This is a genomic window from Photobacterium sp. S4TG1, assembly GCF_036040035.1.
GTDB lineage: Bacteria > Pseudomonadota > Gammaproteobacteria > Enterobacterales > Vibrionaceae > Photobacterium.
In genome coordinates this window covers 1-24,979 of sequence record NZ_JAYXUH010000026.1, presented here as the reverse complement: position 1 = coordinate 24,979, position 24,979 = coordinate 1, and the positions used below count along the sequence as shown (strand labels likewise).

At 40.7% G+C, this 24,979-nt stretch carries 21 protein-coding genes and 2 tRNA genes; 17 read left to right on the top strand and 6 right to left on the bottom strand.

Annotated elements, in window-relative coordinates; all coding sequences use genetic code 11:
• The first annotated feature begins 65 nt into the window (after window positions 1-65).
• The 7 genes from VXS03_RS19440 (at window position 66) to luxS (ending at window position 6,866) form a co-directional block, all read left to right on the top strand.
• Window positions 66-142, top strand: a tRNA-Arg gene (locus VXS03_RS19440).
• Window positions 143-191: 49 nt separating this feature from the next.
• A tRNA-Arg gene (locus VXS03_RS19435) sits at window positions 192-268 on the top strand.
• Window positions 269-537: 269 nt separating this feature from the next.
• Window positions 538-984: a YqaA family protein gene (locus tag VXS03_RS19430; RefSeq protein WP_327765469.1), complete on the top strand. Its 447-nt coding sequence runs from the start codon at window positions 538-540 to the stop codon at window positions 982-984.
• A gap of 13 nt (window positions 985-997) precedes the next feature.
• Window positions 998-3,850, top strand: a complete 2,853-nt coding sequence (locus VXS03_RS19425) for a M16 family metallopeptidase (RefSeq protein WP_327765468.1) — start codon at window positions 998-1,000, stop codon at window positions 3,848-3,850.
• 151 nt (window positions 3,851-4,001) lie between these two features.
• On the top strand, window positions 4,002-5,591 hold the full coding sequence (gene gshA / locus VXS03_RS19420) for a glutamate--cysteine ligase (protein WP_327765467.1): 1,590 nt from the start codon (window positions 4,002-4,004) through the stop codon (window positions 5,589-5,591).
• A gap of 81 nt (window positions 5,592-5,672) precedes the next feature.
• On the top strand, window positions 5,673-6,278 hold the full coding sequence (locus VXS03_RS19415; RefSeq protein ID WP_327765466.1) for a transglycosylase SLT domain-containing protein: 606 nt from the start codon (window positions 5,673-5,675) through the stop codon (window positions 6,276-6,278).
• 69 nt (window positions 6,279-6,347) lie between these two features.
• The gene (luxS, locus tag VXS03_RS19410; protein WP_327765465.1) at window positions 6,348-6,866 is read left to right on the top strand and encodes an S-ribosylhomocysteine lyase; all 519 of its coding nucleotides are present in this window, start codon (window positions 6,348-6,350) and stop codon (window positions 6,864-6,866) included.
• Between the two features lie 87 nt (window positions 6,867-6,953).
• Here luxS and VXS03_RS19405 read toward each other — a convergent pair whose 3' ends face one another.
• On the bottom strand, window positions 6,954-8,270 hold the full coding sequence (locus tag VXS03_RS19405) for an HlyC/CorC family transporter (RefSeq protein ID WP_327765464.1): 1,317 nt from the start codon (window positions 8,268-8,270) through the stop codon (window positions 6,954-6,956).
• Window positions 8,271-8,392: 122 nt separating this feature from the next.
• Window positions 8,393-9,190: a cytochrome C assembly family protein gene (locus VXS03_RS19400; RefSeq protein ID WP_327765463.1), complete on the bottom strand. Its 798-nt coding sequence runs from the start codon at window positions 9,188-9,190 to the stop codon at window positions 8,393-8,395.
• A gap of 207 nt (window positions 9,191-9,397) precedes the next feature.
• On the opposite strand from VXS03_RS19400, the gene ffh reads away from it, so the two are divergent.
• The 5 genes from ffh (at window position 9,398) to rplS (ending at window position 12,912) form a co-directional block, all read left to right on the top strand.
• Window positions 9,398-10,765: a signal recognition particle protein gene (gene ffh, locus VXS03_RS19395; RefSeq protein WP_327765462.1), complete on the top strand. Its 1,368-nt coding sequence runs from the start codon at window positions 9,398-9,400 to the stop codon at window positions 10,763-10,765.
• 170 nt (window positions 10,766-10,935) lie between these two features.
• Window positions 10,936-11,187, top strand: coding sequence for a 30S ribosomal protein S16 (rpsP, locus tag VXS03_RS19390; protein WP_080158188.1), 252 nt, complete (start codon window positions 10,936-10,938; stop codon window positions 11,185-11,187).
• 27 nt (window positions 11,188-11,214) lie between these two features.
• The gene (gene rimM / locus VXS03_RS19385) at window positions 11,215-11,748 is read left to right on the top strand and encodes a ribosome maturation factor RimM (protein ID WP_080158187.1); all 534 of its coding nucleotides are present in this window, start codon (window positions 11,215-11,217) and stop codon (window positions 11,746-11,748) included.
• Window positions 11,749-11,774: 26 nt separating this feature from the next.
• On the top strand, window positions 11,775-12,521 hold the full coding sequence (gene trmD, locus VXS03_RS19380; protein ID WP_327765461.1) for a tRNA (guanosine(37)-N1)-methyltransferase TrmD: 747 nt from the start codon (window positions 11,775-11,777) through the stop codon (window positions 12,519-12,521).
• A gap of 37 nt (window positions 12,522-12,558) precedes the next feature.
• Window positions 12,559-12,912 carry a 50S ribosomal protein L19 gene (gene rplS, locus VXS03_RS19375; protein WP_080158185.1) on the top strand — a complete coding sequence of 118 codons (354 nt, stop codon included), beginning with the start codon at window positions 12,559-12,561 and terminating at the stop codon, window positions 12,910-12,912.
• Between the two features lie 127 nt (window positions 12,913-13,039).
• Here rplS and VXS03_RS19370 read toward each other — a convergent pair whose 3' ends face one another.
• Window positions 13,040-14,527 carry a carbon starvation CstA family protein gene (locus tag VXS03_RS19370; protein ID WP_327765460.1) on the bottom strand — a complete coding sequence of 496 codons (1,488 nt, stop codon included), beginning with the start codon at window positions 14,525-14,527 and terminating at the stop codon, window positions 13,040-13,042.
• Window positions 14,528-14,937: 410 nt separating this feature from the next.
• Here VXS03_RS19370 and VXS03_RS19365 point away from each other — a divergent pair, with 410 nt between their 5' ends.
• Window positions 14,938-16,008 carry a 3-deoxy-7-phosphoheptulonate synthase gene (locus tag VXS03_RS19365; RefSeq protein ID WP_327765459.1) on the top strand — a complete coding sequence of 357 codons (1,071 nt, stop codon included), beginning with the start codon at window positions 14,938-14,940 and terminating at the stop codon, window positions 16,006-16,008.
• A gap of 47 nt (window positions 16,009-16,055) precedes the next feature.
• Window positions 16,056-17,183: a bifunctional chorismate mutase/prephenate dehydrogenase gene (gene tyrA, locus VXS03_RS19360; protein WP_327765470.1), complete on the top strand. Its 1,128-nt coding sequence runs from the start codon at window positions 16,056-16,058 to the stop codon at window positions 17,181-17,183.
• Between the two features lie 92 nt (window positions 17,184-17,275).
• Here the strand turns inward: tyrA and pheA are convergent, their stop codons facing one another.
• From pheA to bamD, 3 genes are all read right to left on the bottom strand, one after another.
• Window positions 17,276-18,454, bottom strand: coding sequence for a prephenate dehydratase (pheA, locus tag VXS03_RS19355; protein ID WP_327765458.1), 1,179 nt, complete (start codon window positions 18,452-18,454; stop codon window positions 17,276-17,278).
• Between the two features lie 158 nt (window positions 18,455-18,612).
• Window positions 18,613-18,981 (bottom strand): ribosome hibernation-promoting factor, HPF/YfiA family, encoded by a 369-nt coding sequence (hpf, locus tag VXS03_RS19350; RefSeq protein WP_080158181.1) that lies wholly within the window; start codon window positions 18,979-18,981, stop codon window positions 18,613-18,615.
• Between the two features lie 389 nt (window positions 18,982-19,370).
• Complete coding sequence (bamD, locus tag VXS03_RS19345) at window positions 19,371-20,099, bottom strand: outer membrane protein assembly factor BamD (protein WP_080158180.1); 729 nt, start codon at window positions 20,097-20,099, stop codon at window positions 19,371-19,373.
• Between the two features lie 172 nt (window positions 20,100-20,271).
• Between bamD and rluD the strand changes: the two genes are divergently transcribed.
• The 3 genes from rluD (at window position 20,272) to clpB (ending at window position 24,711) form a co-directional block, all read left to right on the top strand.
• Entirely contained in the window at window positions 20,272-21,246 is a 975-nt protein-coding gene (rluD, locus tag VXS03_RS19340; RefSeq protein ID WP_080175347.1) for a 23S rRNA pseudouridine(1911/1915/1917) synthase RluD, read from the top strand.
• Window positions 21,246-21,974 (top strand): peptidoglycan editing factor PgeF, encoded by a 729-nt coding sequence (pgeF, locus tag VXS03_RS19335; RefSeq protein WP_327765457.1) that lies wholly within the window; start codon window positions 21,246-21,248, stop codon window positions 21,972-21,974. Before rluD ends, pgeF begins: the two co-directional genes overlap by 1 nt.
• A gap of 157 nt (window positions 21,975-22,131) precedes the next feature.
• A complete protein-coding gene (clpB, locus tag VXS03_RS19330; RefSeq protein WP_327765456.1) occupies window positions 22,132-24,711 on the top strand; it encodes an ATP-dependent chaperone ClpB in 2,580 nt (859 codons plus the stop codon).
• The last annotated feature ends 268 nt before the right edge of the window (window positions 24,712-24,979 follow it).

The following is a 24,979-nucleotide window of genomic DNA, read 5'->3' as shown; positions in this document are numbered from 1 at the left end:
CCTCCCGCGCGCACCATCATTTAAAAGCAATAGACCTCAATGTTTGTTGTTGTAACAGAATTAGTGCGCGCGTAGCTCAGCTGGATAGAGTACTTGGCTACGAACCAGGCGGTCGGAGGTTCGAATCCTCCCGCGCGCACCATCATTTAAAAGCAGCAGGCCTCAATGTTTGTTGTTGTAACAGAATTAGTGCGCGCGTAGCTCAGCTGGATAGAGTACTTGGCTACGAACCAGGCGGTCGGAGGTTCGAATCCTCCCGCGCGCACCATCATTTAAAAGCTCAGCTTAGGCTGGGCTTTTTTTATACCTCCATTTTGATCTTTCTATTACCTTTTCTTTTTAAATACCTTTCTTGATAATTTTGGGGTTAATACAGATATAAGTCTTTCACTATCATTATTATCAATACGAAATAAAAGTTTAAATAACAACCTATTAATCGACTTGGTATTATCAAAGATAAAGCGTTGTATTATGGGATCTAGGTAGGTTGAATTGTGGTGGAATAGCATTGCTAATTAATGAGATAACAGCTTGATGACAGAGTTAATGAACGGCGATCTTGGGTTGTGGGTACTCTTTGCCACTGGTTTTTTAAGTGCGACCCTACTCCCAGGTGGCTCTGAGGCTAACCTTATTGCCGCATTAAAAATGGGAGACAACCCTGTGTGGCAAATTGTGGCAGTAGTGACTATCGGTAATACCCTAGGAGGGTTAACTAATTATTGGTTAGGATTGTTGCTACCAAATAAAACTACCGACAACAAACAAGGTAATAACGCATTATTATGGTTAAAAAAATACGGCTATTGGAGCTTATTACTGAGTTGGATGCCATTGATTGGTGATCCATTATGCTTAGCTGCCGGATGGTTACGAATGCGTTTTTGGTGGTGTGCGACGGCTATTTTTATTGGAAAAATGATTCGCTATGTTGCCTTAGCTGTGATTGTGCTAGGGTTATTTCCCGAATTATCTGTGTAAGGAAGATATTAACGTGCAAAAGTGGGTTTTAAGTGCGGCATTACTGTCACTAGCTGGCTGTAGTCAATGGAGTGAAGATACTTCATTAAATAATAATTTACCACAAGGCGTTAAATTTATTGAGCAAGTGAAAGCGGTTCCGGGTAAAGCTGTCATTCCTTACAGTAAATATCAATTGGCAAATGGACTTACAGTTATTTTGTCGCCTGATGATTCAGATCCTCTGGTGAATGTCGATGTTACTTATCATGTCGGCTCTGCACGTGAACAGCAAGGGAAGTCGGGTTTTGCCCATTTCTTTGAACACATGATGTTTCAAGGCTCAAAACATGTTGGTGATCAGCAGCACTTTCGTTTAATAACCGAAGCTGGCGGCACACTTAATGGCAGTACTAACCGTGATCGTACCAATTATTATGAAACGGTACCGGCAAATCAGCTTCAAAAAATGTTGTGGTTAGAGTCTGATCGTATGGGTTTTTTATTGGATGCGGTGTCACAGCGTAAATTTGAAATTCAGCGTTCAACGGTTAAAAACGAACGGGCTCAGAATTTTGAAAATCGCCCTTATGGCATGATTTATGAAAAAATGGCAGAAGCGCTATATCCTCGTAGTCATCCGTATTCATGGCAAACCATTGGTTATGTGGAAGATCTTGATCGTGTCGATGTTAATGATCTTAAAGCATTTTTTCTACGTTGGTACGGGCCTAACAATGCGACTTTGACCATTGGTGGTGATATTAATAAAGCTCAAACTTTAGCATGGGTTAACCAATATTTTGGCTCGATTCCACGTGGACCTGAAGTTAAAAATGCGCCGAAACAACCGGCAAAACTAGCACATGATCGCTTTATTACCCTTGAAGATAATATTCAACAACCAATGCTTATGATGGGTTGGCCAACGGCGTATCTTGGCGCGAAAGATCAGTCGTCATTGGATATGCTTGGACAAATTATTGGCAGCGGAACTAATAGCTTACTGTATCAAAAGTTAGTTAAAACCGGTGATGCTGTTGATGCTGGTGCTTTTCAAGATTGTGCCGAGCTTGCGTGTACTATGTATGTTTACGCTATGGCTCCAAGTGGTAATCAAGGCAATTTAAAGCAATTGCGCACGAAAGTAATGGCTGTTGTAAATGGCATTGAAATACAGGGAATTAACCCACAACAACTGAACGAAATTAAAGGTTCAGTCGCAGCAAGTGCAATTTATGGCTTGCAAAGTGTCGCGGGCAAAGTGTCACAATTAGCGGCTTATCAAACCTTTTTTGGTAACCCTAATTATTTATCGACAGAGCTGGCGAACGCAAACCGCGTCACAACGGATAGTGTGATGGCTGTTTATAATAAATATCTATACCAGCAGCCAAGCGTGAGTTTAAGCGTGGTACCTAAGGGGCAATTACAGCTACAGGCTGCGAAACCTAACTTTGCTCCAGCACCTCGTCATTTATTACAACACCACAAGATAAAAGAACAAGATTTAGCTTATCGAACGGTGACTGATAATTTTGATCGTAGTGTAATGCCACAAGCGTCGACCCCAGTTAAAGCTGTGATGCCGAGTTTATATGAATTTAAATTGGCTAATGGCATTAATGTTATTGGAACTGAATATAAAGAAACGCCAACTATTACTTTACAGCTAGGAGTACCTGCAGGGCGTCGCGTTGAGCCTGAGGGCAAAGCCGGATTGGCGCAATTGACCGCAGCGATGATGAATGAAGGCACTGCAAAATTAACCGCAGAAGAGATGGCATCACAATTAGATGCTCTAGGGAGTAGTATAACGGTTAATGCTGGACTTTACGGGTCTACTATTTCAGTAACTACGTTGACGAAGAATCTGCCTCAAACCTTAGCTTTGTTTGAACAACGGTTATTGACGCCTAATTTTACAACGTCTGATTTTAAGCGTTTAAAAAAACAGATGCTTGAAGGCATTGTCTATGAACATCAAAGTGCGGAGTGGTTAGCTAACCAAGCCACGCGTGATGTGTTGTTTAAAGGCACGGTATTTAGTCGGCCAGCAGAAGGCACTCAAGCATCGATTAATAATATAACGCTACAAGATGTTAAGAATTTTTATCAGCGTTATTACACTCCTAATGGTGCCGATGTGGTCGTTGTTGGTGATATTAACTCGACAAATCTGAAGACAGATCTCACACCTTTAGCTGCATGGAAAGGGCAGCCTGAACCTGTCTTTTCTACGCCAATATTGCCACAGTTATCACAACAGGCGGTGTGGTTAGTAAATAAACCCCATGCACCACAAACAGTGATTCGATTTGTACGCCAAGGTTTAGCTTATGATGCCACGGGTGAATTGTTTAAGACTCAGTTAGCTAATTTTAATTTAGCGGGTAATTTTAATAGTCGTTTAAATTTGAACTTACGTGAAGATAAAGGCTATACCTATGGTGCTGGCGGTTATTTAACTGGTGGACGTGAAATTGGTATGGCAAGTTTTTATGCACAAGTACGTGCAAATGCAACCTTGCCTGCGATCAAAGAATTTATCGCAGAATTAAAGCGCATGAGTTTGACTGGGTTAACGGATAAAGAAGTAAAATTTATGCGGTTAGCTGTTGGTCAACAAGATGCCTTAAGCTATGAAACACCAGCAAAAAAAGCAGCATTATTAGGTACCATACTTAATTATGATCTACCCAAAGATTTTGTGGCTCAACGGAATCAAATTGTCGCAACAATTACGAAAGCTGAAATGGATAAATTAGCTCAGAAATGGTTTAACCCTAAAGATTATCAAATAGTTATCGTTGGGGATGCAAAAACATTATTACCACAATTAAAAACATTAGGTTTGCCTATCCATCAATTGGCGCTTAGCCAGTAAGATAGATTACTAGTAACAGCCTTTATTAAGTTAAAGGCTGCTATTGTGTAATGTATATGTTTCACAATGATTAATACTATAAAGCATGGTAATCCAGTTAAATAATGATTACCCTGTTTTCTTCAATTGGATAAAAACGAGAATAGCCTTCATGACTTTTTCCGAAAGGTTGCAACAGGTTGCCAAAAATCCTGAAGCATTAACACAGTTAGGGCGCGGTCTTGAGCGCGAGTCTTTGCGTATAACTGAAGACTTACAGGTATCTTCATTGCCCCATCCGACGGCTTTAGGTTCGGCATTAACGAATAAGTGGATCACCACTGATTTTGCTGAATCTTTATTAGAATTCATTACGCCAGTTTCTCGTGATGTCGACGATCTACTTGCACAATTAGACGATATTCATAAGTTTTCATTAAGCCATATGGCTGGCGAGCGCTTATGGCCGATGTCTATGCCATGCTTTGTTGGCGATCAGAATGAGATTGAATTAGCACAGTACGGCAGTTCAAATACGGGTCAAATGAAAACCCTTTATCGTGAAGGCTTAAAGCGCCGTTACGGAAGTGTGATGCAAATTATCTCAGGGGTGCATTTTAATTTTTCTTTCCCTGATACTTTTTGGGATAGTTTATTTGGTGATCAAACTGAGGTACAGCGCCAAGACGCAGTGTCTGATGCATACTTTGGTCTAATTCGAAACTATTACCGTTTTGGATGGCTAATTCCGTATTTATTTGGTTCTTCGCCTGCGTTATGTGGCTCATTTATTCAAAATGAAGAACTTAAAGCGTCATTTGAAAAAGTAGGTAAAGGAACATACTTTTTAGAGAATGCAACTGCATTACGGTTAAGTGATTTAGGCTATACCAATCACGCTCAAAGCTCATTGAAAATTGGATTCAATAGTGTTGATCAATATTTAACCGGGCTTAACAGCGCCATTCACACCCCGTCAGAAGAGTTTTCTGAACTAGGGGTGATGGTTGATGGTAAGCGTCAGCAACTCAACAGTAATGTATTACAGATAGAAAATGAGTTATATGCGCCTATTCGTCCTAAACGTGTAGCTAAAAGTGGTGAAAAACCATCTGAAGCATTAAAGCGTGCCGGAGTAGAATACATAGAAGTGCGTTCGCTTGATGTTAACCCCTTTAGCCCGATTGGTATTGATGAAGATCAGGTGCGTTTTCTCGACCTATTTTTAATCTGGGCAACACTAACGCCATCGCCTGATATGACTGATTGTGAATTAGCATGTTGGCGTGAGAATTGGAATAAAGTGGTTGTTGATGGCCGTAACCCAGAATTATTACTTAAAATTGGTTGTGATGGCGAAGAGCTTTTGCTTAAAGCCTGGGGGCGTCGTGTTTTCGCTGAATTAGAGCAAGTTGCGATTACACTAGATGGTTTATACGGTAATGATAAATACCAGCAAACTCACCAACGCTTATTAACTTGGATTGAAGATCCACAGTTAACATTTTCTGCGAAGCTACTTGATCAGATCAAAACTTATCAAGGGATTGGTGCTCTTGGTGATTATTATGCAACGGCGCATGCGAAGCAATTAGCACAACAAGCATTCCGTTTTTATGACCAAACGACGTTTGAGCAAGAAGTGGCGGCATCGGTGATTAAACAACATCAGATTGAACAAAGTGACACACTTTCGTTTGATGAGTTCTTAGCAGATTATTTTGCGGATGTTGATGTAGAAATACCGATGTTAACCAAATAAGACATCATATCAAGCTGACACCTTCTAAGTGTCAGCTTTTTTTTGATCAAAATGAGTGATTAACAATATATAAGGTAAAAAATGCGCTTACGTGTACGATTATTATTGCTGACAGTGGTGGTTTTTATTGTGAGTGGTTGTGCGACACCACCGCCAAGTAACCAATCTAATCTGTGCAGTATCTTTCGCCAATACCCTGATTGGTATGAAGATGCCGTCGATATGCAGCAAAAATGGGGGACACCTATCAATGTTGCGATGGCAATTATGAAGCAAGAAAGTAGCTATCGTCATGATGCATTACCACCTAAAGACTATGTGCTTGGATTTATTCCATGGGGGCGGGTGAGCAGTGCGTATGGGTATGCGCAAGCACAAGATCCTGCATGGGCTGATTTTCAAAAACACACCGGGCATGGTGGCTCACGCAGTAGTTTTGATGACGCAATACAATTTATTGGTTGGTATACCCATGAAACACAACGTCAATTAGGTATTTCTAAATGGAATGCGTATGGACAATATTTAGCTTATCACGATGGACGTGGTGGTTATAAGCGTGGAACTTACCGTAATAAACCGTGGTTAATGAAAGTGGCTCGTAAGGTCGAACAGCAATCGAAAAACTATGGTTGGCAACTAAAACAATGCCGTAAAGAGCTCGATAACAATAAAAGTTGGTGGTAGGTTAATTGAAATATGCACTGTAATAATTAGGTGCTAGGATTTATTTTTTAAGACAAGGAGAAGTAAGCAATGCCATTACTTGATAGCTTTACTGTCGATCACACCAAAATGCATGCGCCAGCTGTAAGGATAGCAAAGACCATGCAAACGCCCAAAGGCGACACGATTACGGTGTTTGATTTACGTTTTTGTCGTCCAAATGCCGAGATTCTTAGTGAGCGTGGTATTCATACCTTAGAGCATTTGTACGCAGGGTTTATGCGTCAGCATTTAAATTCTGCGACAGTAGAAATTATTGATATTTCACCAATGGGTTGCCGTACTGGTTTTTACATGAGTTTAATCGGTACTCCAACTGAGCAAACTGTTGCTCAAGCTTGGTTAGCCGCAATGAAAGATGTGCTTGCTGTTGCAACTCAAGAACAGATCCCCGAGCTAAATGAATATCAATGTGGCACTTACAGTATGCACTCGTTGACTGAAGCCAAAGCGATTGCTGAAGCAATTATCAAAGCGGGTATTGATGTTAATAAGAACGACACTCTTGCACTGCCTGAAGCGATATTACAGCAGTTACACGTTAAATAACGGCAAATGTTAAATACTAAAAAGCCGCAGTTTCAAATCACGCTGCGGCTTTTATTTTAAGTGTCTATTTATGTAAGGCTAGGGCGCTTAAAGGCTATTTGGCGCTTGTTCTGAATCTATGTCAGATTTTGTTTCAGGATTATTATTCATCGGGAATACTTTAACTAACTTTATCATATTGCCTGAAACATCAATGATTTCCATTTTGTGCCCATCAATATCTACTTTGACCTTTTCTTCTGGAATATATTCTAAATGTTCAAGAATAAAACCATTTAACGTTCGTGGGCCATCTGTGGGAAGTTGCCAATTTAAACTCTTATTAAGATCGCGAATATTGGCACTACCTTCAATTAATAAACTACCATCTTTTTGTAAGGTGATCTCTTCTGCCAGTGTAGGCGCAATTGAAGTGGTAAACTCACCAACGATCTCTTCTAGAATATCTTCAACAGTGATTAAACCTTGAATATCGCCGTATTCATCAACAATTAAACCAATGCGTTCTTTATTGCGTTGAAATTTTAATAGTTGAATATTCAACGGTGTACCCTCTGGAATGAAATACACTTCATCGGCAGCGCGAAGCAGGTTTTCTTTACTGAAATCATTCTTATCCATCATTAAACGGTAGGCTTCACGGACACGTAGCATACCAACCACTTCATCAATACTATCGCGATATAAGACAATACGACCATGTGCCGAATGGCTTAACTGACGTACAATGGATTTCCAGTCGTCATTAACATTAATCGCTGCGATTTCATTGCGCGGAATCATTAAATCTTCAACAGTGACATTTTCTAAATCAAGAATGGATATCAACATATCTTGATGACGGCGAGGAATCAGTGAACCTGCTTCATTAACGATAGTACGCAGTTCTTCAGAGTTAATATTTGATGCGGTATCGTTATCTTTTTTAATACCTAGAATAAACAAGAAGCCATTCGTTATACCATTAACAAACCACACTAACGGATAGAGCAATTTCATTAAAATATTAAGTAAGACACTACTAGCGTAAGAAATTTTTTCTGGATGCAAGGCGGCAACTGTTTTGGGGGTTACTTCCGCAAATACTAAAATAACAATGGTCAATACTGCCGTTGCAATTGCTACGCCGGCATCGCCATAAAGTCGCATACCAATAATGGTCGCAATGGCTGATGCGATAATATTTACTAGGTTATTACCGATCAGAATTAAGCCCAGTAAACGATCGGTGCGTGAAAGGAGTTTTTCTACTCGCTGAGCCCCTTTATGTCCTTGGCTTGCAAGGTGACGTAATTTATAACGGTTGAGGGTCATCATTCCCGTTTCAGAACTTGAAAAGTAAGCTGAAATGATGATCATAAGAGCAAGTAAAGCAAATAATAAGCCTGTGGAAATTTGGTCCAAAAGGGGCAGTCCTTAACAGATTAAGCAAATATTGTTAGTTATTGAATAACTGAACAATAATAGATAAAACAGCAGCTATTATAAAAATAAGTGTAGCAATAATTTAGGTGTCTGTAGCGTAACTAGCCACCAATGATAATTTCTTTGACAAAACGGCTTCCAAAATAGGCTAATGTCAGTAAAAAAGCACCGGCGAGGCTAAACCAAACCACTTTACGGCCGCGCCAACCTTGGCGGTAATGTCCCCACAACAGTATGCTGTAAATTATCCAAGCCAATAAAGATAAAATGGCTTTATGGGTTTTACCTTGGGCAATAATGTCGCCAATAAAGAAGTAGCCACTAATTAGTGTGACGGTTAATAAACTATAACCGACGATAATGATCTTGAAAAGTTGGCGCTCTACCATCATTAATGGTGGGATGTTAGGATTAATCTGTAAGCTCTTTTTATGCTTTAACTTATGATCAAGCCAAGCCAGTTGTAGCGCATATAAAGTTGCGATCATTAGCGTTGAATATGAGAACAATGCTATAGAAATATGCACTAAAGCTTGCGGTTGGGCTTCTAAATGGGTAATAAAGGCACCAGGTAACATAGTTGCGGCAAACAAGTTAATTGCAGCAAAGCTGTACACAACCGGTAGTAAGAACCAGATCCGCATTTTTAACATTGCAAGCGTAGTTAAGCTGGCAACAATAACGCTAATCAGTGATGCAACGTTAAGGATACTGAGGTTTTGACCTGTTGTGCCAAGAATAAGATCCTTAAGTAATAGCAGATGTAAGGCAATAGCAATAACGGCGGTAATAAAAACCGGTTGAGTTTTAATACCATTATTGTTGGCAAGTCCTGGGACAACAAGCAGCAGCGCAATAATATAAAAGCATACTGCAGGGATGGCAATTAGCATGTCCATAGTCAACCAGATAGCTCCTTAGTAACGAATAGCTATTTTTAATATTTAGAGGCAGCAATTATACCCTGCTCAAACCTTCGTCGCCAATGTAATCCCAAAAAGAGCTGTGGGTTTACATGAAAGACCGAGCTTTTTTGCGGTATACTTGCAGTAATTTTGATAATTTTGCAATTTTGATTGAGTTGCGTAACGAGCGAGTAGCACCACATGTTCGAAAATTTAACCGAGCGTTTATCGCGAACGCTTAAAAATGTCAGCGGCCGTGGTCGTCTTACGGATGACAATATAAAGGATACCTTGCGTGAAGTGCGGATGGCATTACTCGAAGCCGACGTTGCGCTACCTGTTGTTCGCGAATTCGTTAAGCGTGTAAAAGAGCGTGCCGTTGGTACTGAAGTATCAAAGAGCTTAACCCCTGGCCAAGAGTTCATTAAGATTGTTCAATCTGAACTAGAATCTGTAATGGGTGAAGGTAATGAAGCGCTTGATTTAAGTTGCCAACCACCGGCTGTAATTTTAATGGCTGGTCTACAAGGTGCGGGTAAAACGACCAGTGTAGGTAAATTAGGTAAGCTTTTAAAAGAGCGTGATAAAAAGAAAGTCTTGGTTGTTTCTGCCGACGTTTATCGTCCAGCGGCAATTAAACAGCTTGAAACATTAGCAACCGATGTTGGTGTGGATTTTTTCCCGTCAAACGTTGAGCAAAAACCATTAACGATTGTAAAAGCGGCATTAGAGCACGGTAAAACTAAGTTCTATGATGTGGTGATTGTCGATACCGCAGGTCGTTTGCACGTTGATGAAGAAATGATGGGTGAGATCAAAGACATCCATCAAGCGCTAAACCCGGTTGAAACCTTGTTTGTGGTTGATGCCATGACAGGTCAAGATGCGGCAAATACAGCGAAAGCATTTAATGATGCATTGCCACTAACGGGTGTTATTTTAACCAAAGTTGATGGTGATGCACGTGGTGGTGCGGCATTATCTGTTCGTCATATTACAGGTAAACCAATTAAATTCTTAGGCGTTGGTGAAAAAACAGACGCTCTAGAACCATTCCACCCCGACCGTGTTGCTTCCCGTATTTTAGGTATGGGTGACGTTTTATCGTTGATCGAAGATCTAGAACGTAACGTTGATAAAAAAGAAGCAGAAAAATTAGCTAAGAAATTTAAAGACAAAAAAGGGTTTGATCTTGAAGATTTCCGTAGCCAGCTTCAGCAAATGAAAAACATGGGTGGCATGATGGGCATGCTGGATAAACTTCCAGGTATGTCGCAATTACCCGGTGATATGAAAGATAAAGTTGACGATAAAATCTTCATGCAAATGGAAGCTATCATCAATTCAATGACGAAAGGCGAACGTGCTCGACCTGAGTTAATTAAAGGCTCACGTAAAAAGCGTATTGCTGCAGGTTCTGGTACTCAAGTACAAGATGTGAACCGTTTATTGAAGCAATTTACCCAGATGCAAAAGATGATGAAAAAGATGCAAAAGGGTGGAATGAAGAATATGATGCGTCAAATGAAAGGCATGATGCCTGGTGGCGGTATGTTCCCAGGTCGTTAATAGTCTGATTTTTAATGGTTTTAAAGCTTTTATTCTACTTAAACGGTGAAAAAGTAACTAAAGCAGTTGCATTCGTCGCCCCAAAGGGTAAAATTCCGAGGCTTTATTTTGGCACGGACCTCGTTTTTATAGCGGGGTCATTTAATTTACAGTAATGCAAAGAGGACGATATGGTAACCATTCGTTTGGCACGTCACGGCGCTAAGAAGCGTCCATTCTATCAAATCGTTGTTGCTGACGCACGTGCTCCACGTGACGGCGCAAACATCGAGCAAATCGGTTTCTTCAACCCACTAGCTAAGGGTCAAGAAGAGCGTTTACGTTTAGATCTAGATCGCGTAAACCACTGGTTAGGTCAAGGCGCATCTGCGACTGATCGTGTAGCTAAACTAATCAAAGATGCAGCTAAAGCTGTAGCTTAATTAGTACTTAGGTACAAGAGAAAAACGATGAGTATTAAAAACCAAGACCACATTATTGTCGGTAAACTGGGTGCCACCTACGGTATCAAGGGTTGGCTCAAAGTTTTTTCCTACACCGAACAATCTGAAAGTATTTTTTCCTACACCCCTTGGATGATTAAAATCAAAGGCGAGTGGACGGAAATCCATGTTGAATCATGGAAACGCCACGGTCAAGGTCTTGTTGCTAAACTAGAAGGCATGGATATCCGCGAGGATGCACAAGTTTTCACTAATGTTGAAGTAGCAGTTTTGGCTGATCAACTACCCGCATTGTCAGATGAAGAATTCTACTGGCGTGAGTTGTTTGGTATGTCAGTTGTCACTACTGAAGGTTACGACCTAGGTAAAGTCACTGATATCCTGGAAACAGGTTCAAACGACGTGTTAGTTGTTAAGGCAAATCTTAAGGATGCTTTCGGACAGAAGGAACGTTTAATCCCGTTCCTCGATGAGCAGGTCATCAAGTTGATTGATCGCACTGCTCAGCGGATCGAAGTTGACTGGGATCCTGAGTTTTAACCTCCGGTAATTAAGCGAGTGAGCATATGTGGGTTGGAGTAATCAGTCTTTTTCCTGAAATGTTCTCTACCATTACCAATTATGGGGTAACAGGCCAGGCGGTAAAAAAAGGCCTTTTGAGTGTTGATACGTGGAATCCTCGTGATTTTACGCACGACAAACATCGTACGGTGGATGATCGACCGTATGGTGGTGGACCAGGTATGTTAATGATGGTACAGCCTTTGCGCGATGCCATTCACACTGCCAAAAAATCTGCAAAAGGTCAGGCTAAAGTAATCTACCTTTCCCCTCAAGGCCGTAAGCTGGATCAAGCTGGTGTTGAGGAGTTAGCGCAGACAGAGAATTTAATTCTTATCTGTGGTCGCTATGAAGGGGTTGATGAGCGCATTATCCAGCAAGAGGTAGACGAAGAATGGTCTATCGGTGATTTTGTGTTAACGGGTGGCGAATTGCCAGCTATGACGCTAATTGATGCAGTGGTTCGGTTTGTACCGGGTGTACTGGGTGATTTTGCGTCAGCAGAAGAAGATTCTTTTGCAAATGGCTTGTTAGATTGTCCTCATTACACAAGACCTGAATTGTTGGACGGGCATGAAGTACCTTCGGTATTAATGTCTGGCAATCATAAAGAGATTAGTCGCTGGCGATTAAAGCAATCGCTGGGCCGTACATGGCTGAGAAGACCAGAGCTCCTGGAAAACCTAGCTCTGACTGACGATCAGGAATTCTTGCTCGCGGAATTTATCCGCGAATATAAAGCAAGCATTTAATTAATTTAGTATCAGTTTATTCTAGGGTATATACCAAATGAGTAACATCATTAAAGCTCTTGAGCAAGAGCAACTAAAAACAGACCTACCGACTTTCGCACCAGGTGACACTGTTGTTGTACAAGTTAAGGTAAAAGAAGGTGACCGTGAGCGTCTACAGGCTTTTGAAGGCGTTGTAATCGCAATCCGTAACCGTGGTCTACATTCAGCATTTACTGTTCGTAAAATGTCGAACGGTGAAGGCGTTGAGCGTGCGTTCCAAACTCACTCTCCAGTAGTTGACAGCATTACTGTTAAACGTCGTGGTGCAGTACGTCGTGCCAAGTTGTACTACCTACGTGAGCGTTCTGGTAAATCAGCACGTATCCGCGAGAAGCTTACTAAGAAATAATAAGCGTCTGACGTTTATCGAAAAGCCCACCTATTTGGTGGGCTTTTTTTTGCTTTAAATTTGAGCAAAGAAAAACCAGCGCTAAGCACTGGTTTATTTATATAGCTATCTGCTAGTTACCGAGATATTAGCTCTTTGACGATAAAGGGGGCGTTGTTGACTGCTCTTCATCACAATTAATTACGCCTTTACCTTGTGATTTTTTAATGATCATCAATGTAATACCGATCGTCGCTACCATGGCGATAATGGTAGATACAGTCATTGGTAAGCCAAAGCCAAGTTGATCATTATTGAGAATAAAACAGATGCATACCGTAGTCATGAACATGGCAGGAATGGTTGCTACCCAATGCAGTTTATCAAGTCGTAATAGATAAGCCGATGCAGTCCAAAGCATCATCACTGCTGTGGTTTGGTTTGCAAAGCCAAAGTAACGCCAAATAATGGCAAAATCGACTTGGGTTAAAATGGCGCCTAATACAAACAGTGGCATAGCCATTAATAAGCGATTGCGCAGCGGCTTTTGATCCATATTAAAATATTCAGCCAAAATTAAACGACTAGAACGAAATGCAGTATCGCCAGAAGTAATCGGTAAAATAACCACTCCAAGAAAGGCAATGATGCCACCAAAGACACCTAATAAGCCAAATGATGAACTATAGACTACATTACCGGGACCACCGTTAGCGACAGCGTCAGAGAGTGCTTCAATTGAACCAAAGAATGATAGCGCTAGTGCACACCAAATTAGCGCGATAATACCTTCACCAATCATCGCACCATAAAAGATGAAGCGGCCGTTTTGTTCGTTTTCAATACAACGAGCCATTAGTGGAGATTGGGTGGCATGAAAACCTGAAATTGCACCACAAGCAATGGTGATAAACAGCGCTGGCCATAAAGGTAAGTCATTAGGGTTCATGTTGGTAAACATATGGCTGATTTCAAAGCCACCTAATAATTGATGTTCATCTGAAATGCCGATTGCGGTAATTAATCCAACAGACATGAAAATAAGTAATGCACCAAAGAAAGGATAAAAACGACCAATGATTTTATCTACCGGTACAATTGTTGCCAAAATATAGTAACCAAAAATAATCACGACCATGGTGGTCATTGAGACATTTAAGTTAGTTTGATCGTTAATTAAATTAGTGATCATTCCTGCAGGCGCTGAAACAAATACAACCCCAACTAGCAGTAACAGTACGATAGCAAAGATATTCATAAAATGTTTTGCACCGTTACCCAAGTAGCGTCCTGTTAATGTTGGGACTGATGCACCACCATTACGAACTGAAAGCATGCCTGAAAAATAATCGTGGACGGCGCCTGCAAAAATACAGCCAAGTACAATCCATAACATTGCTGCGGGACCATATAATGCGCCCATGATAGGACCAAAGATAGGACCAACACCTGCAATGTTTAATAGCTGCACTAAGTAGACTTTATTGTTCGACATTGGAACATAATCGACCCCATCTTGCTTAGTGTAAGCGGGGGTTTGACGATTAACATTTACACCAAAGACTTTTTCAATAAAGCTACCGTAAATAAAATAGCCGCCAATTAAGGCTGCAACACAGAGTAAAAACCACGCCATATATATCCTCGTTATCGAATGTGTGACTTAACTAAAAGGGATCGTATTATTCCTGCTGCTAACCAGTGTAATAGTTTCAATTTTTTGCTTCTTAATATAATGTTATGAATGTGATATGCATTAATATTCAACAATGACTTCTCTCGATATTTGTTAATATAAGCACGTTTTTAATGTGGTATAGCTGTCCATGTGCTTTTCTAAAAGGAATGCATAATGATAAATAAAGCCGCGTTTTTAATTCAATAGCGTCTGAAATACCAGTCATGATAAAGAACCGTGAAATCAATTAGAATGCCATTTGTAAATAAATGTTTACAAATGGAGTTTTATGTTTACAAGTTGTTGCAAAGGTGATGATGCAGTTGTTATGTTGGTGACAGACTATTTATAACTGGCAGAGATCACTGATGGAAAAAGATGGCTTAAACAACATTCATATTGCTGAAGAATCCGTGTTAATTACGCCTGCGCAATTGAAACGCAAGATGGCAGTATCAAGTACGGCGCTGGCATTTATTGAGCAGTCACGTCAAACGATTGCCGATATTATTCATCATCGCGATCAGCGCTTATTGGTGGTATGTGGGCCGTGCTCGATTCATGATATTGAACAAGCGAAAGCATATGCCCAAAAGTTAAAACGCTTGGCAGCTGAATTAGATGACCAGCTTTATATTGTGATGCGGGTGTACTTTGAAAAACCTCGTACGACAGTGGGTTGGAAAGGATTAATTAACGATCCTTATCTTGACGGTTCGTTTGAAATTGAAGAAGGGCTACATATTGGGCGTCAATTACTGATTGATTTAGTTGAAGAGGGCATTCCTGTTGCGACTGAAGCCCTTGATCCGATCAGCCCCCAATATTTAGGTGACTTGTTTAGCTGGTCTGCTATTGGTGCTCGCACCACGGAGTCACAAACACACCGTGAGATGGCGAGTGGATTATCGATGCCAGTCGGATTCAAAAATGGTACTGATGGTAGCTTAGCGACGGCTATTAATGCGATGCAAGCGGCAGCATCTGGACATAAGTTCATGGGGATTAATCCTAATGGACAAGTTGCTCTACTTGCAACACAAGGTAATCCTGATGGTCATGTTATTTTACGTGGCGGTAAACAAACCAATTATGATTCTGTATCTGTGGCTGAATGTGAAACTGAAATGTTAGCATCAGGCCTTACTCCTTCGTTGATGATCGACTGTAGTCATGCTAATTCCCTTAAAGATTATCAGCGTCAGCCTTTAGTGGCGACGGATGCAATTCATCAGATTCGAGAAGGAAACCGTTCAATTATTGGTTTAATGATTGAGAGCCATCTTAATGAAGGGAATCAAAGTGCAGATTTACCATTACAAGATATGGCTTATGGGGTTTCAATTACTGATGCGTGTATTAGTTGGGAAACAACAGAACAATTATTACGAAAAGCCCATCAAGAGTTAGTGCCGTTTCTACAAAATAGAATTAAATAATCCTTTGCATTATAGTTGCAGTTGGATAAATACGGATGTCAAAAGTCATGGTTGCTGAATTAAGCATATTAAGAGATCAAATAGATGATGTTGATCGTCAGATGGTGGAGCTATTAGCGCGCCGTTTAGCGTTAGTCGAACAAGTTGGTGTTGTTAAGAGCCAACATGGATTGCCTATTTATGCCCCTGATCGTGAAGCGGCAATGTTGGCATCTCGCCGTCAAGAAGCAGAGTCAAAAGGTGTGCCTGCTGATTTGATTGAAGATGTGTTACGGCGCACGATGCGAGAATCGTACTCCAGTGAAAATGATTCAGGGTTTAAATGTTTAAATCCGCAATTACGTCCAATTGTAATTATTGGTGGTTATGGCCAGTTGGGGCAATTATTCCAACGTCTATTTACCTTGTCTGGTTACCAAGTACGTTTACTTGGCAGCCAAGACTGGGATCGAGCTGATGAGATATTACATGATGCGGGAATGGTGGTTGTTTCTGTTCCAATTCATATGACAGAAGCGATTATCACCAAATTAGGTAATCTGCCTGATGACTGCATTTTTACAGATCTTACGTCGGTTAAAAGTGGCCCACTGCAAGCTATGTTAGCGATCCATCAAGGCCCTGTCGTGGGATTACATCCGATGTTTGGTCCTGATATTCCAAGTTTGGCTAAACAGGTGATCGTTTATTGTGATGGTCGTAATCCTGAAAGCTACCAATGGTTATTGGAACAGTTTCAAATTTGGGGGGCATCATTAAACCGCATCAGTGCGATTGAACATGATCAGGGTATGACGTTGATTCAAGCTTTACGCCATTTTACGTCGTTCGTTTATGGGGTTCATTTGGCTGAAGAAGATCCTAAAATCGAACAGCTAATGTCGCTAAGCTCACCAATTTATCGTTTAGAGTTAGCGATGGTTGGGCGTTTGTTTGCTCAAGACGCGCAGTTATATGCGGATATTATTATGTCAGCACCTCAAAACTTAGCGATGATCAAACGTTTTCATCAGCGTTTTGGTGAAGCGATTGCAATGTTAGAGCGTCAAGATAAAGCGGCGTTTAAACAAGCGTTTGGACAGGTTGAGCATTGGTTTGGTGACTATGCCCAACATTTTTTAGTCGAGAGCCAGGGACTACTTAGACAGGCGAATGATTCAACTCGATATAAATAGTATTAACGCTGAAATATGAACACGAAAAAGCCCACTTTCAATCTGAAAATGGGCTTTTTTAATTACGGTTATATGAACATGTTTTGAGAAGATTATTCGCCAAATTCAACTTCAGTAGGCGTAACATTTTCGCTAGGATAACAGCCTAAGACTTTAATAAAGCGGGTTAAACGGGTGAGATCTTCTAAGACTTGTTGCATTAGTGGATCTTTTAAATTGATCTCGACATCAACATAGAACATTTCTTCCCATGGATTACCAATGACTGGGCGAGATTCCAGTTTAGTCATATTTATTTTGGCATTACGAAGCACCACTAAACATTCAACTAATGAGCCCGCAGCTTGTGCGGTTGACATAATTAATGTCGTTTTAGCTGGAATTAATGAATTGACGCTAACGGGCTTACGGGCAACAACAATAAAACGGGTAAAATTTTCTTGTTGGTTAGCAATATTGGTTTTAATCGGAGTTAAGCCATAGATCTCACCACTTGATGCATTACCAATAGCAGCGACATTAGGTTGTTTAAGCTCTGCGACGGTGAGCATTGCATCTGCTGTACTTGAACAATATTGTTGGTTAATTTTTCCCATGCCATGGAGGAACTCACTGCATTGCTGGTGAGGTTGTGGATGGGAATATAGGGTATCAATCTGTTCGAGTTGTGTATCAACGGCAGTCAATAAGCAGTGTTCTATGGGTTGGGTTATTTCCCCGACAATCGATAAACTGGTGTGCTGCAATAAGTCATACACTTCATTGATTGAGCCTGAGCTGGTGTTTTCTATTGGTAGAACACCATAATCAGCATGGCCTGTTTCAACTTCATTGACGATATCTCGAAAAGATGAACAGCTAATTTCCACTAATTGGGTTTGTTTGCGGCTAAAATAATTGCGGCTTGCAAGGTGTGAATATGATCCTTTGGCACCTAAAAAAGAGACTCGTGCCGTTGGTGATGCATTCTCTGGATTAAGTAAACGTTGTAAGTAAGCTTGTTGATAGAGAACCGAGTCTTCAATGATGGTGTGGAAAATTTGAGTAACGTATAGCGGATCAAGCTGATGTTCTTTTCCCGTGTCGATTAAGCGTAATAGTAATGCTTGCTCACGTGCTTGATCACGGACGGGTTTAGCAGTATCAATTTTACTTTTAGCGACCTCAAGGCTTAATGTGCGACGTTCAGCTAAAAGTGCTAATAATGCATTGTCAATACGAGTGACATTACTGCGAATATCATCCAATGAAGAGTGTGTGTTATCGGTCATAGCGATCCCTATTATGATCGGCTTTCTTAAACCTGAAAGCAGCATATTATCGTTTTATCATTGCAATCCACATTAGGCAGGGTAGCTTTTTTTGTCAAGCTCAAAGCAAACAGCCCTGCATTTGCAGGGCTGTTTTAAATCCTCTTAATCATTAACGATTATGCTTCATCAAATTCTACTTCGTCATCATATTCAGTTGTATCTTCAGCTTCTGCTGGTTTTTCGCTATGACTTGCACGACGTGCATTTGGTTTGTGAGCTTGTTTCTTCAATTGGCGATCAAGTTTTTGGTAAAGATCTGTAATCGCACCAAACAAGTCTTCATGCTCTGCAGAAGCGACTAATTGTCCTCCAGCAATGCTAACAGAGGCCTCAATTTTAAATAGCTTGCTTGGCTCTTTGCTAATCATGATATGTTTTTTAATTAGCGGTACTTGAAGTTTTTCTAACTTATCGAATTTAAATTCAAAACGCTCACGGATAGCCGGGGTGATATCGATGTTTTTGCCAGTGATTTCTAATGTCATATTTATCTTCCTCGTTTGCTACCCTTCGTTGGGTTAACTTCAGATTACTAAAATTACTAACTAATAACGTGATCTGTGTCACACTGTTGTCGTTAGTGATTTTTTAGCGAAAAAAATGTGACCAAAGTAGGTTTGTTGCAAAAAAGTATCTAAAAAACACTTGAGCTTTATTGATAAACTAAGGCAGTATGGAGATAGATTTATTGCTGGTGGCTAATGCTAACTAGGGAATAAATACGTTTAATTTCAATTTGTTGTGTGTTTTTTGTTCGCCGTATTTAGATTGAGATTCGGACGTTATTGAGTGAAGTAAATATTTATTATTAACATATTCATAAAAATGGCAGCTCATTGAGCTGCCATTTTTTATTGCTGCGTTGCGATGGTCTTTATTTTACTGGGTTAAGTTTAATCATCGCTTCTGTGCGAGAGACTTCTTTATCCAGTTTTAATTTCTCATACGCTGTTTTTTCAAGTAATAGTGACTTACGTGCAGCACTGGTGTCTGGGTATAAGCGTTGTACTTGTTGGCAACGGTTGATCGCTGCAATCCATGCTTCACGGCGCACATAAAAATCAGCAACAGCTAGATCATATTCAGCAAGTTGGTTTTTTAAAAAAACCATGCGAGCTTTCGCATCTGCGTCATACTGACTATCAGGGAAGCGTTCTAATAAGTATTTAAAATCGCGAAATGCTTGGCGTGAAGGGGTTGGATCACGATCAAAACGATCAATATTGAACATGTCATGCATAAAGCTACGATCTTGCGCCATGTGCGTTAGACCACGCATATAATAAACCCAATCTGCTTGTGGATGGGTTGGATTTAAGCGTAAAAAACGCGCAATTGTGGCTTGAGATAATGGCAAGTCATCATTTTTGTAGTAGGCATAGATTAAATCTAATTGTACTTGATCTGAGTAAGCACCAAATGGATAACGAGAGTCCATTGCCTCTAGGCGCTCGATAGCATTATTCCAATTACCGCTCTGCAAAGCTTGCTGGGCAGTAGAATATAAGTCTGATGGTGGAACATCAGGAATGACTTTCTCAGTACTGGAACAGCCTGAAAGCAAGGCTACAGCAAGAAAAGTTGATATTGTCAGGCGTTTCATTACGGCGTCAGTTTCCTTGATAAAAATTTTATTTTGCTCGATCCATTACGGACTGAGCCGTTAACAGATACAATGACATTATATTAGTTTACATCAAGCATCGTTTTATTAAGCTTGGTACATTTTACGCAGCGTATGGCAATTAGTCTCACGCTTTTTAAAAAAGTTCGTTATGGCACAGCAAATAGAATTAACAAATACAGTTAGCGAAAGCCAACTAGGCAAGCGCCTTGATCAGGTTATTGCTGAATTATATCCCGATTATTCCCGCTCTCGTATCAAAGAGTGGATTCTAAAGGACATGGTTTCAGTAAACGGTAAAATTGACAACAAACCACGTTCAAAAATGATGGGTGGTGAAGAATTATTTATTCAAGCCGAAATCGAAGATGAAATGCGTTGGATTGCGCAAGACCTTCCACTTGATGTTGTTTATGAAGATGACGACATTTTAGTGATCAATAAACCACGTGATTTTGTGGTTCACCCAGGTGCGGGTACACCCGATGGCACAGTGCTAAATGCGCTGTTATATCATTACCCAGCATTGGCTGAAGTGCCACGTGTGGGTATTGTGCACCGTTTGGATAAAGACACGACGGGTTTGATGGTCGTGGCAAAGACGATTCAATCACAAACACGTTTAGTGCGTGCGCTGCAAAAGCGTAAGATCACCCGTGAATATGAAGCGATTGCAATTGGCCAAATGACTGGGGGGGGCACGATTGAGAAACCTATCGGTCGTCATGCAACTAAACGTATTTGTATGGCAGTACACGAGCTAGGTAAAGATGCAATTACCCATTACCGTGTTGCTGAGCGTTTCCGTGAACATACTCGTATTGTATTACGTCTAGAAACGGGCCGTACTCACCAAATTCGTGTGCACATGTCTTACATGAGTCATCCGTTAATTGGTGATGTGATTTACGGTGGCCGTCCGCGTCCGCCACGTAACGCATCTGATGAATTTATTCATGCATTACGTTCATTTGATCGTCAAGCATTGCACGCACGTATGTTGCGTCTATCACACCCAATGACGGGTGAGTTAATGGAATGGCATGCTCCATTACCAAACGACATGGTTGCAATGATTGATATTTTACGTAAAGACAACGCTGAAAATAACGAAGATATGTATTAATGCGAACCATTATTCCTAACTGGCCAGCTCCAGAGAATGTGTTAACGGTGAGTACAACCCGTTTGGGCGGTGTCAGTTCTGCACCCTACAATGCACTCAATTTGGGATTGCACGTTGGGGATGATGTAAGTTCTGTACTGACAAATCGTCAATTATTGAAACAGCATTGTTGGTTAATTGCTGAACCGGCGTGGCTAAATCAAATTCACAGTCCAATTGTGATTGATCTTACTGCGCCGTTAACTGACGTTATCGACGCTGATGGTAGTTTTACCCGTGAGCCTGGCTTAGCCTGTGCCATCATGACGGCTGACTGTTTGCCTGTTCTGTTGTGTAATAAGCAAGGAACTGAAGTGGCTGCTGTTCATGCTGGGTGGCGGGGATTGGCTGCTGGAGTGATTGATAACGCCATTGCTAAATTTTCCTGTCCTAGCGCTGATATTATGGCGTGGATGGGACCTGCAATCGGCCCGACAGCGTTTGAAGTTGGCAGTGAAGTACGTGAGCAGTTTATTGATGTTGACGCTAATGCTGCTGATGCTTTTATTGCTCATGGTGATAAGTGGCTAGCTAATCTGTATTTATTAGCACAACAATGCTTACAACGGCATGGTATCAGCGCTATTTATGGTGGCGAGTACTGTACGTTTAATAATGACGAGTTATTTTATTCTTATCGTCGTCAAGCGGTCACTGGGCGTCAAGCATCATTGATTTGGTTGCGTTAATGTTTCAGCATTAATGACAAATAATAAGCGGGCATATTGGCGAACAATATACCCGCTTTTTTTTGCAGCATTATTTTGCGATTTAAGAGCCTTGAAAAACACCCATTAATTACCATATAACTAGTAACAGGTTATTAAATTTATTATTGGGGGACCTATGCGTCTTGACCGATTTACTAGTAAGTTCCAAGCTGCCATATCTGATGCTCAGTCATTAGCTCTAGGGCGAGATCATCAATACATTGAACCTGCTCATCTTATGGTGGCGTTATTAAACCAAGAAGGCAGTACTGTACGTCCTTTACTTACCCTTTTGAATGTAGATTCTACTCAGCTTCGTTCGCGTTTGGGTGAGATACTAGAGCGTATTCCAAAAGTGACTGGTATTGGTGGTGAAGTACAGCTATCAAATAGTATGGGCGCGTTATTAAACATGTGTGACAAACTCGCACAAAAACGTAATGACAAGTTTATTTCATCTGAATTATTTATTCTTGCTGCGGTTGATAATGATAAAGGTCCATTGGGGGATTTATTACGAGAATTGGGCTTAAAAGCCGATCAGATAGGTAAAGCGATTGATCAAATTCGTGGTGGTCAGAAAGTTGATGACCCAAATGCAGAAGAAAACCGTCAAGCATTAAGTAAATACACTATTGATTTAACTGAGCGTGCTGAACAAGGTCGGTTAGATCCCGTGATTGGCCGTGATGATGAAATTCGCCGTACCATTCAAGTATTGCAGCGCCGTACTAAAAACAACCCAGTGATTATTGGTGAACCTGGTGTGGGTAAAACAGCGATTGTTGAAGGTTTAGCACAGCGTATTGTTAATGGCGAAGTGCCAGAAGGTTTACGTGATAAGCGTGTATTATCATTAGATATGGGGTCATTGATTGCTGGGGCTAAATTCCGCGGTGAATTTGAAGAGCGTTTAAAAGCAGTACTGAACGAGCTGTCTCAAGAAGATGGTCGCGTGATCCTCTTTATTGATGAAATCCATACTATGGTTGGCGCTGGTAAAGGCGAAGGCTCAATGGATGCCGGTAACATGCTAAAACCTGCTCTTGCCCGTGGTGAGCTTCATTGTGTCGGCGCAACAACGTTAAATGAATATCGCCAGTATTTAGAAAAAGATGCGGCATTAGAACGTCGTTTTCAAAAAGTGCTGGTGGATGAGCCAAGCGTTGAAGATACCATTGCTATTTTACGTGGTTTAAAAGAGCGTTATGAGCTTCACCATCATGTAGAGATCACCGATCCGGCGATTGTTGCAGCGGCGACATTATCACATCGTTATATTTCAGATCGTCAATTGCCCGATAAGGCGATTGATCTTATCGACGAAGCTGCTTCAAGTATTCGTATGCAGATTGACTCTAAACCAGAATCAATGGATCGTTTAGAGCGCCGTATTATTCAATTAAAGATAGAGCAACAAGCATTAGAAAAAGAAAATGATGACGCTAGCCAAAAACGGTTAAGTAATTTACTTGAAGAATTAGATATTAAAGAACGTGAATATTCTGAACTTGAAGAGGTTTGGAATGCAGAAAAGGCTTCATTGTCAGGTACGCAACACATAAAAACAGAGCTTGAACAAGCACGTACTGATGTTGAAATTGCACGTCGTGCGGGCGATTTAAATCGCATGTCAGAATTACAATACGGCCGTATTCCTGAGCTTGAAAAGCAACTAGATTTAGCGGCGCAAGCAGAAATGCAAGATATGACGTTACTTAAAAATAAAGTAACCGATGTTGAAATTGCCGATGTACTTTCTAAAGCGACAGGTATTCCAGTTGCCAAAATGCTAGAAGGTGAGCGTGATAAGTTATTACGCATGGAAGATGAGTTACATAATCGTGTTATTGGTCAAGAAGAAGCCGTTGAAGCTGTAGCTAATGCGATTCGTCGTAGTCGTGCCGGTTTGTCTGATCCACAACGTCCAATCGGCTCATTTTTATTCTTAGGTCCAACGGGTGTTGGTAAAACTGAGCTATGTAAATCACTAGCGAACTTTATGTTTGATAGTGAGGATGCGATGGTACGTATCGACATGTCTGAGTTTATGGAAAAACACTCAGTGGCACGTTTAGTGGGTGCGCCTCCTGGTTATGTCGGTTATGAAGAAGGTGGTTACTTAACTGAAGCGGTTCGCCGTCGTCCATATTCCGTTATTTTGCTTGATGAAGTCGAAAAAGCGCATCCAGATGTATTTAATATTCTATTACAGGTATTGGATGATGGACGTTTAACTGATGGCCAAGGTCGTACGGTTGATTTCCGCAATACGGTGATCATTATGACTTCAAACTTGGGTTCTGATCGTATTCAAGAACATTTTGGTAGTTTGGACTACGAGGGTATCAAAGCATTAGTGATGGAAGTGGTGGGTCAACATTTCCGTCCTGAATTCATTAACCGAGTTGATGAAACAGTTGTGTTCCACCCATTGGGTAAAGAAAACATTAAACATATTGCATCTATTCAAATTGCGCGCTTGGAAAAACGTTTAGCAGAGAAAGATTTCCAGTTAGAGGTTGAAGAGAGTGCGCTAGAGTTAATTTCTGATGCTGGTTTTGATCCTGTATTTGGCGCACGTCCATTAAAACGTGCAATACAGCAATATATTGAAAATCCATTAGCACAAGATTTGTTATCAGGTAAATTTATGCCGGGTAAACCAATCGTACTGTCAGTAGTAGACGATAAGATTGTTGCTAAACAAGCGTAATAAAAAAATGATGGCTTAAAATAATCAATTATTGTTAATAAACGCCTTAGCATGCATGTGCTAAGGCGTTTTTTTAGTATTGGAATTAGTCAAAAATAAGCACTATTTATAATGAAAGCTGTTTTATTTGTCACAAAATAACATTATGGGTTAATGATTGAGCGAACGAAAGAGAAAGATAAAAATAAGGTTGTCAGCAACAAGAATCTCCCTATAATACGACCTCACTGACACGGACAACGGCGCAAGCGGTTACCGATAGTCAGTA

Excerpts from the sequence above, each read along its gene's own strand:
- rluD (WP_080175347.1), top strand. The coding sequence starts at position 20,272 with ATGGCACAGCAAATAGAATTAACAAATACAGTTAGCGAAAGCCAACTA.
- luxS (WP_327765465.1), top strand. The coding sequence starts at position 6,348 with ATGCCATTACTTGATAGCTTTACTGTCGATCACACCAAAATGCATGCG.
- pheA (WP_327765458.1), bottom strand. The coding sequence starts at position 18,454 with ATGACCGATAACACACACTCTTCATTGGATGATATTCGCAGTAATGTC.
- ffh (WP_327765462.1), top strand. The coding sequence starts at position 9,398 with ATGTTCGAAAATTTAACCGAGCGTTTATCGCGAACGCTTAAAAATGTC.
- rpsP (WP_080158188.1), top strand. The coding sequence starts at position 10,936 with ATGGTAACCATTCGTTTGGCACGTCACGGCGCTAAGAAGCGTCCATTC.
- tyrA (WP_327765470.1), top strand. The coding sequence starts at position 16,056 with ATGGTTGCTGAATTAAGCATATTAAGAGATCAAATAGATGATGTTGAT.
- VXS03_RS19430 (WP_327765469.1), top strand. The coding sequence starts at position 538 with ATGACAGAGTTAATGAACGGCGATCTTGGGTTGTGGGTACTCTTTGCC.
- pgeF (WP_327765457.1), top strand. The coding sequence starts at position 21,246 with ATGCGAACCATTATTCCTAACTGGCCAGCTCCAGAGAATGTGTTAACG.
- clpB (WP_327765456.1), top strand. The coding sequence starts at position 22,132 with ATGCGTCTTGACCGATTTACTAGTAAGTTCCAAGCTGCCATATCTGAT.
- VXS03_RS19415 (WP_327765466.1), top strand. The coding sequence starts at position 5,673 with ATGCGCTTACGTGTACGATTATTATTGCTGACAGTGGTGGTTTTTATT.
- hpf (WP_080158181.1), bottom strand. The coding sequence starts at position 18,981 with ATGACATTAGAAATCACTGGCAAAAACATCGATATCACCCCGGCTATC.
- VXS03_RS19370 (WP_327765460.1), bottom strand. The coding sequence starts at position 14,527 with ATGGCGTGGTTTTTACTCTGTGTTGCAGCCTTAATTGGCGGCTATTTT.
- rimM (WP_080158187.1), top strand. The coding sequence starts at position 11,215 with ATGAGTATTAAAAACCAAGACCACATTATTGTCGGTAAACTGGGTGCC.
- VXS03_RS19400 (WP_327765463.1), bottom strand. The coding sequence starts at position 9,190 with ATGGACATGCTAATTGCCATCCCTGCAGTATGCTTTTATATTATTGCG.
- gshA (WP_327765467.1), top strand. The coding sequence starts at position 4,002 with ATGACTTTTTCCGAAAGGTTGCAACAGGTTGCCAAAAATCCTGAAGCA.
- trmD (WP_327765461.1), top strand. The coding sequence starts at position 11,775 with ATGTGGGTTGGAGTAATCAGTCTTTTTCCTGAAATGTTCTCTACCATT.
- bamD (WP_080158180.1), bottom strand. The coding sequence starts at position 20,099 with ATGAAACGCCTGACAATATCAACTTTTCTTGCTGTAGCCTTGCTTTCA.
- rplS (WP_080158185.1), top strand. The coding sequence starts at position 12,559 with ATGAGTAACATCATTAAAGCTCTTGAGCAAGAGCAACTAAAAACAGAC.
- VXS03_RS19365 (WP_327765459.1), top strand. The coding sequence starts at position 14,938 with ATGGAAAAAGATGGCTTAAACAACATTCATATTGCTGAAGAATCCGTG.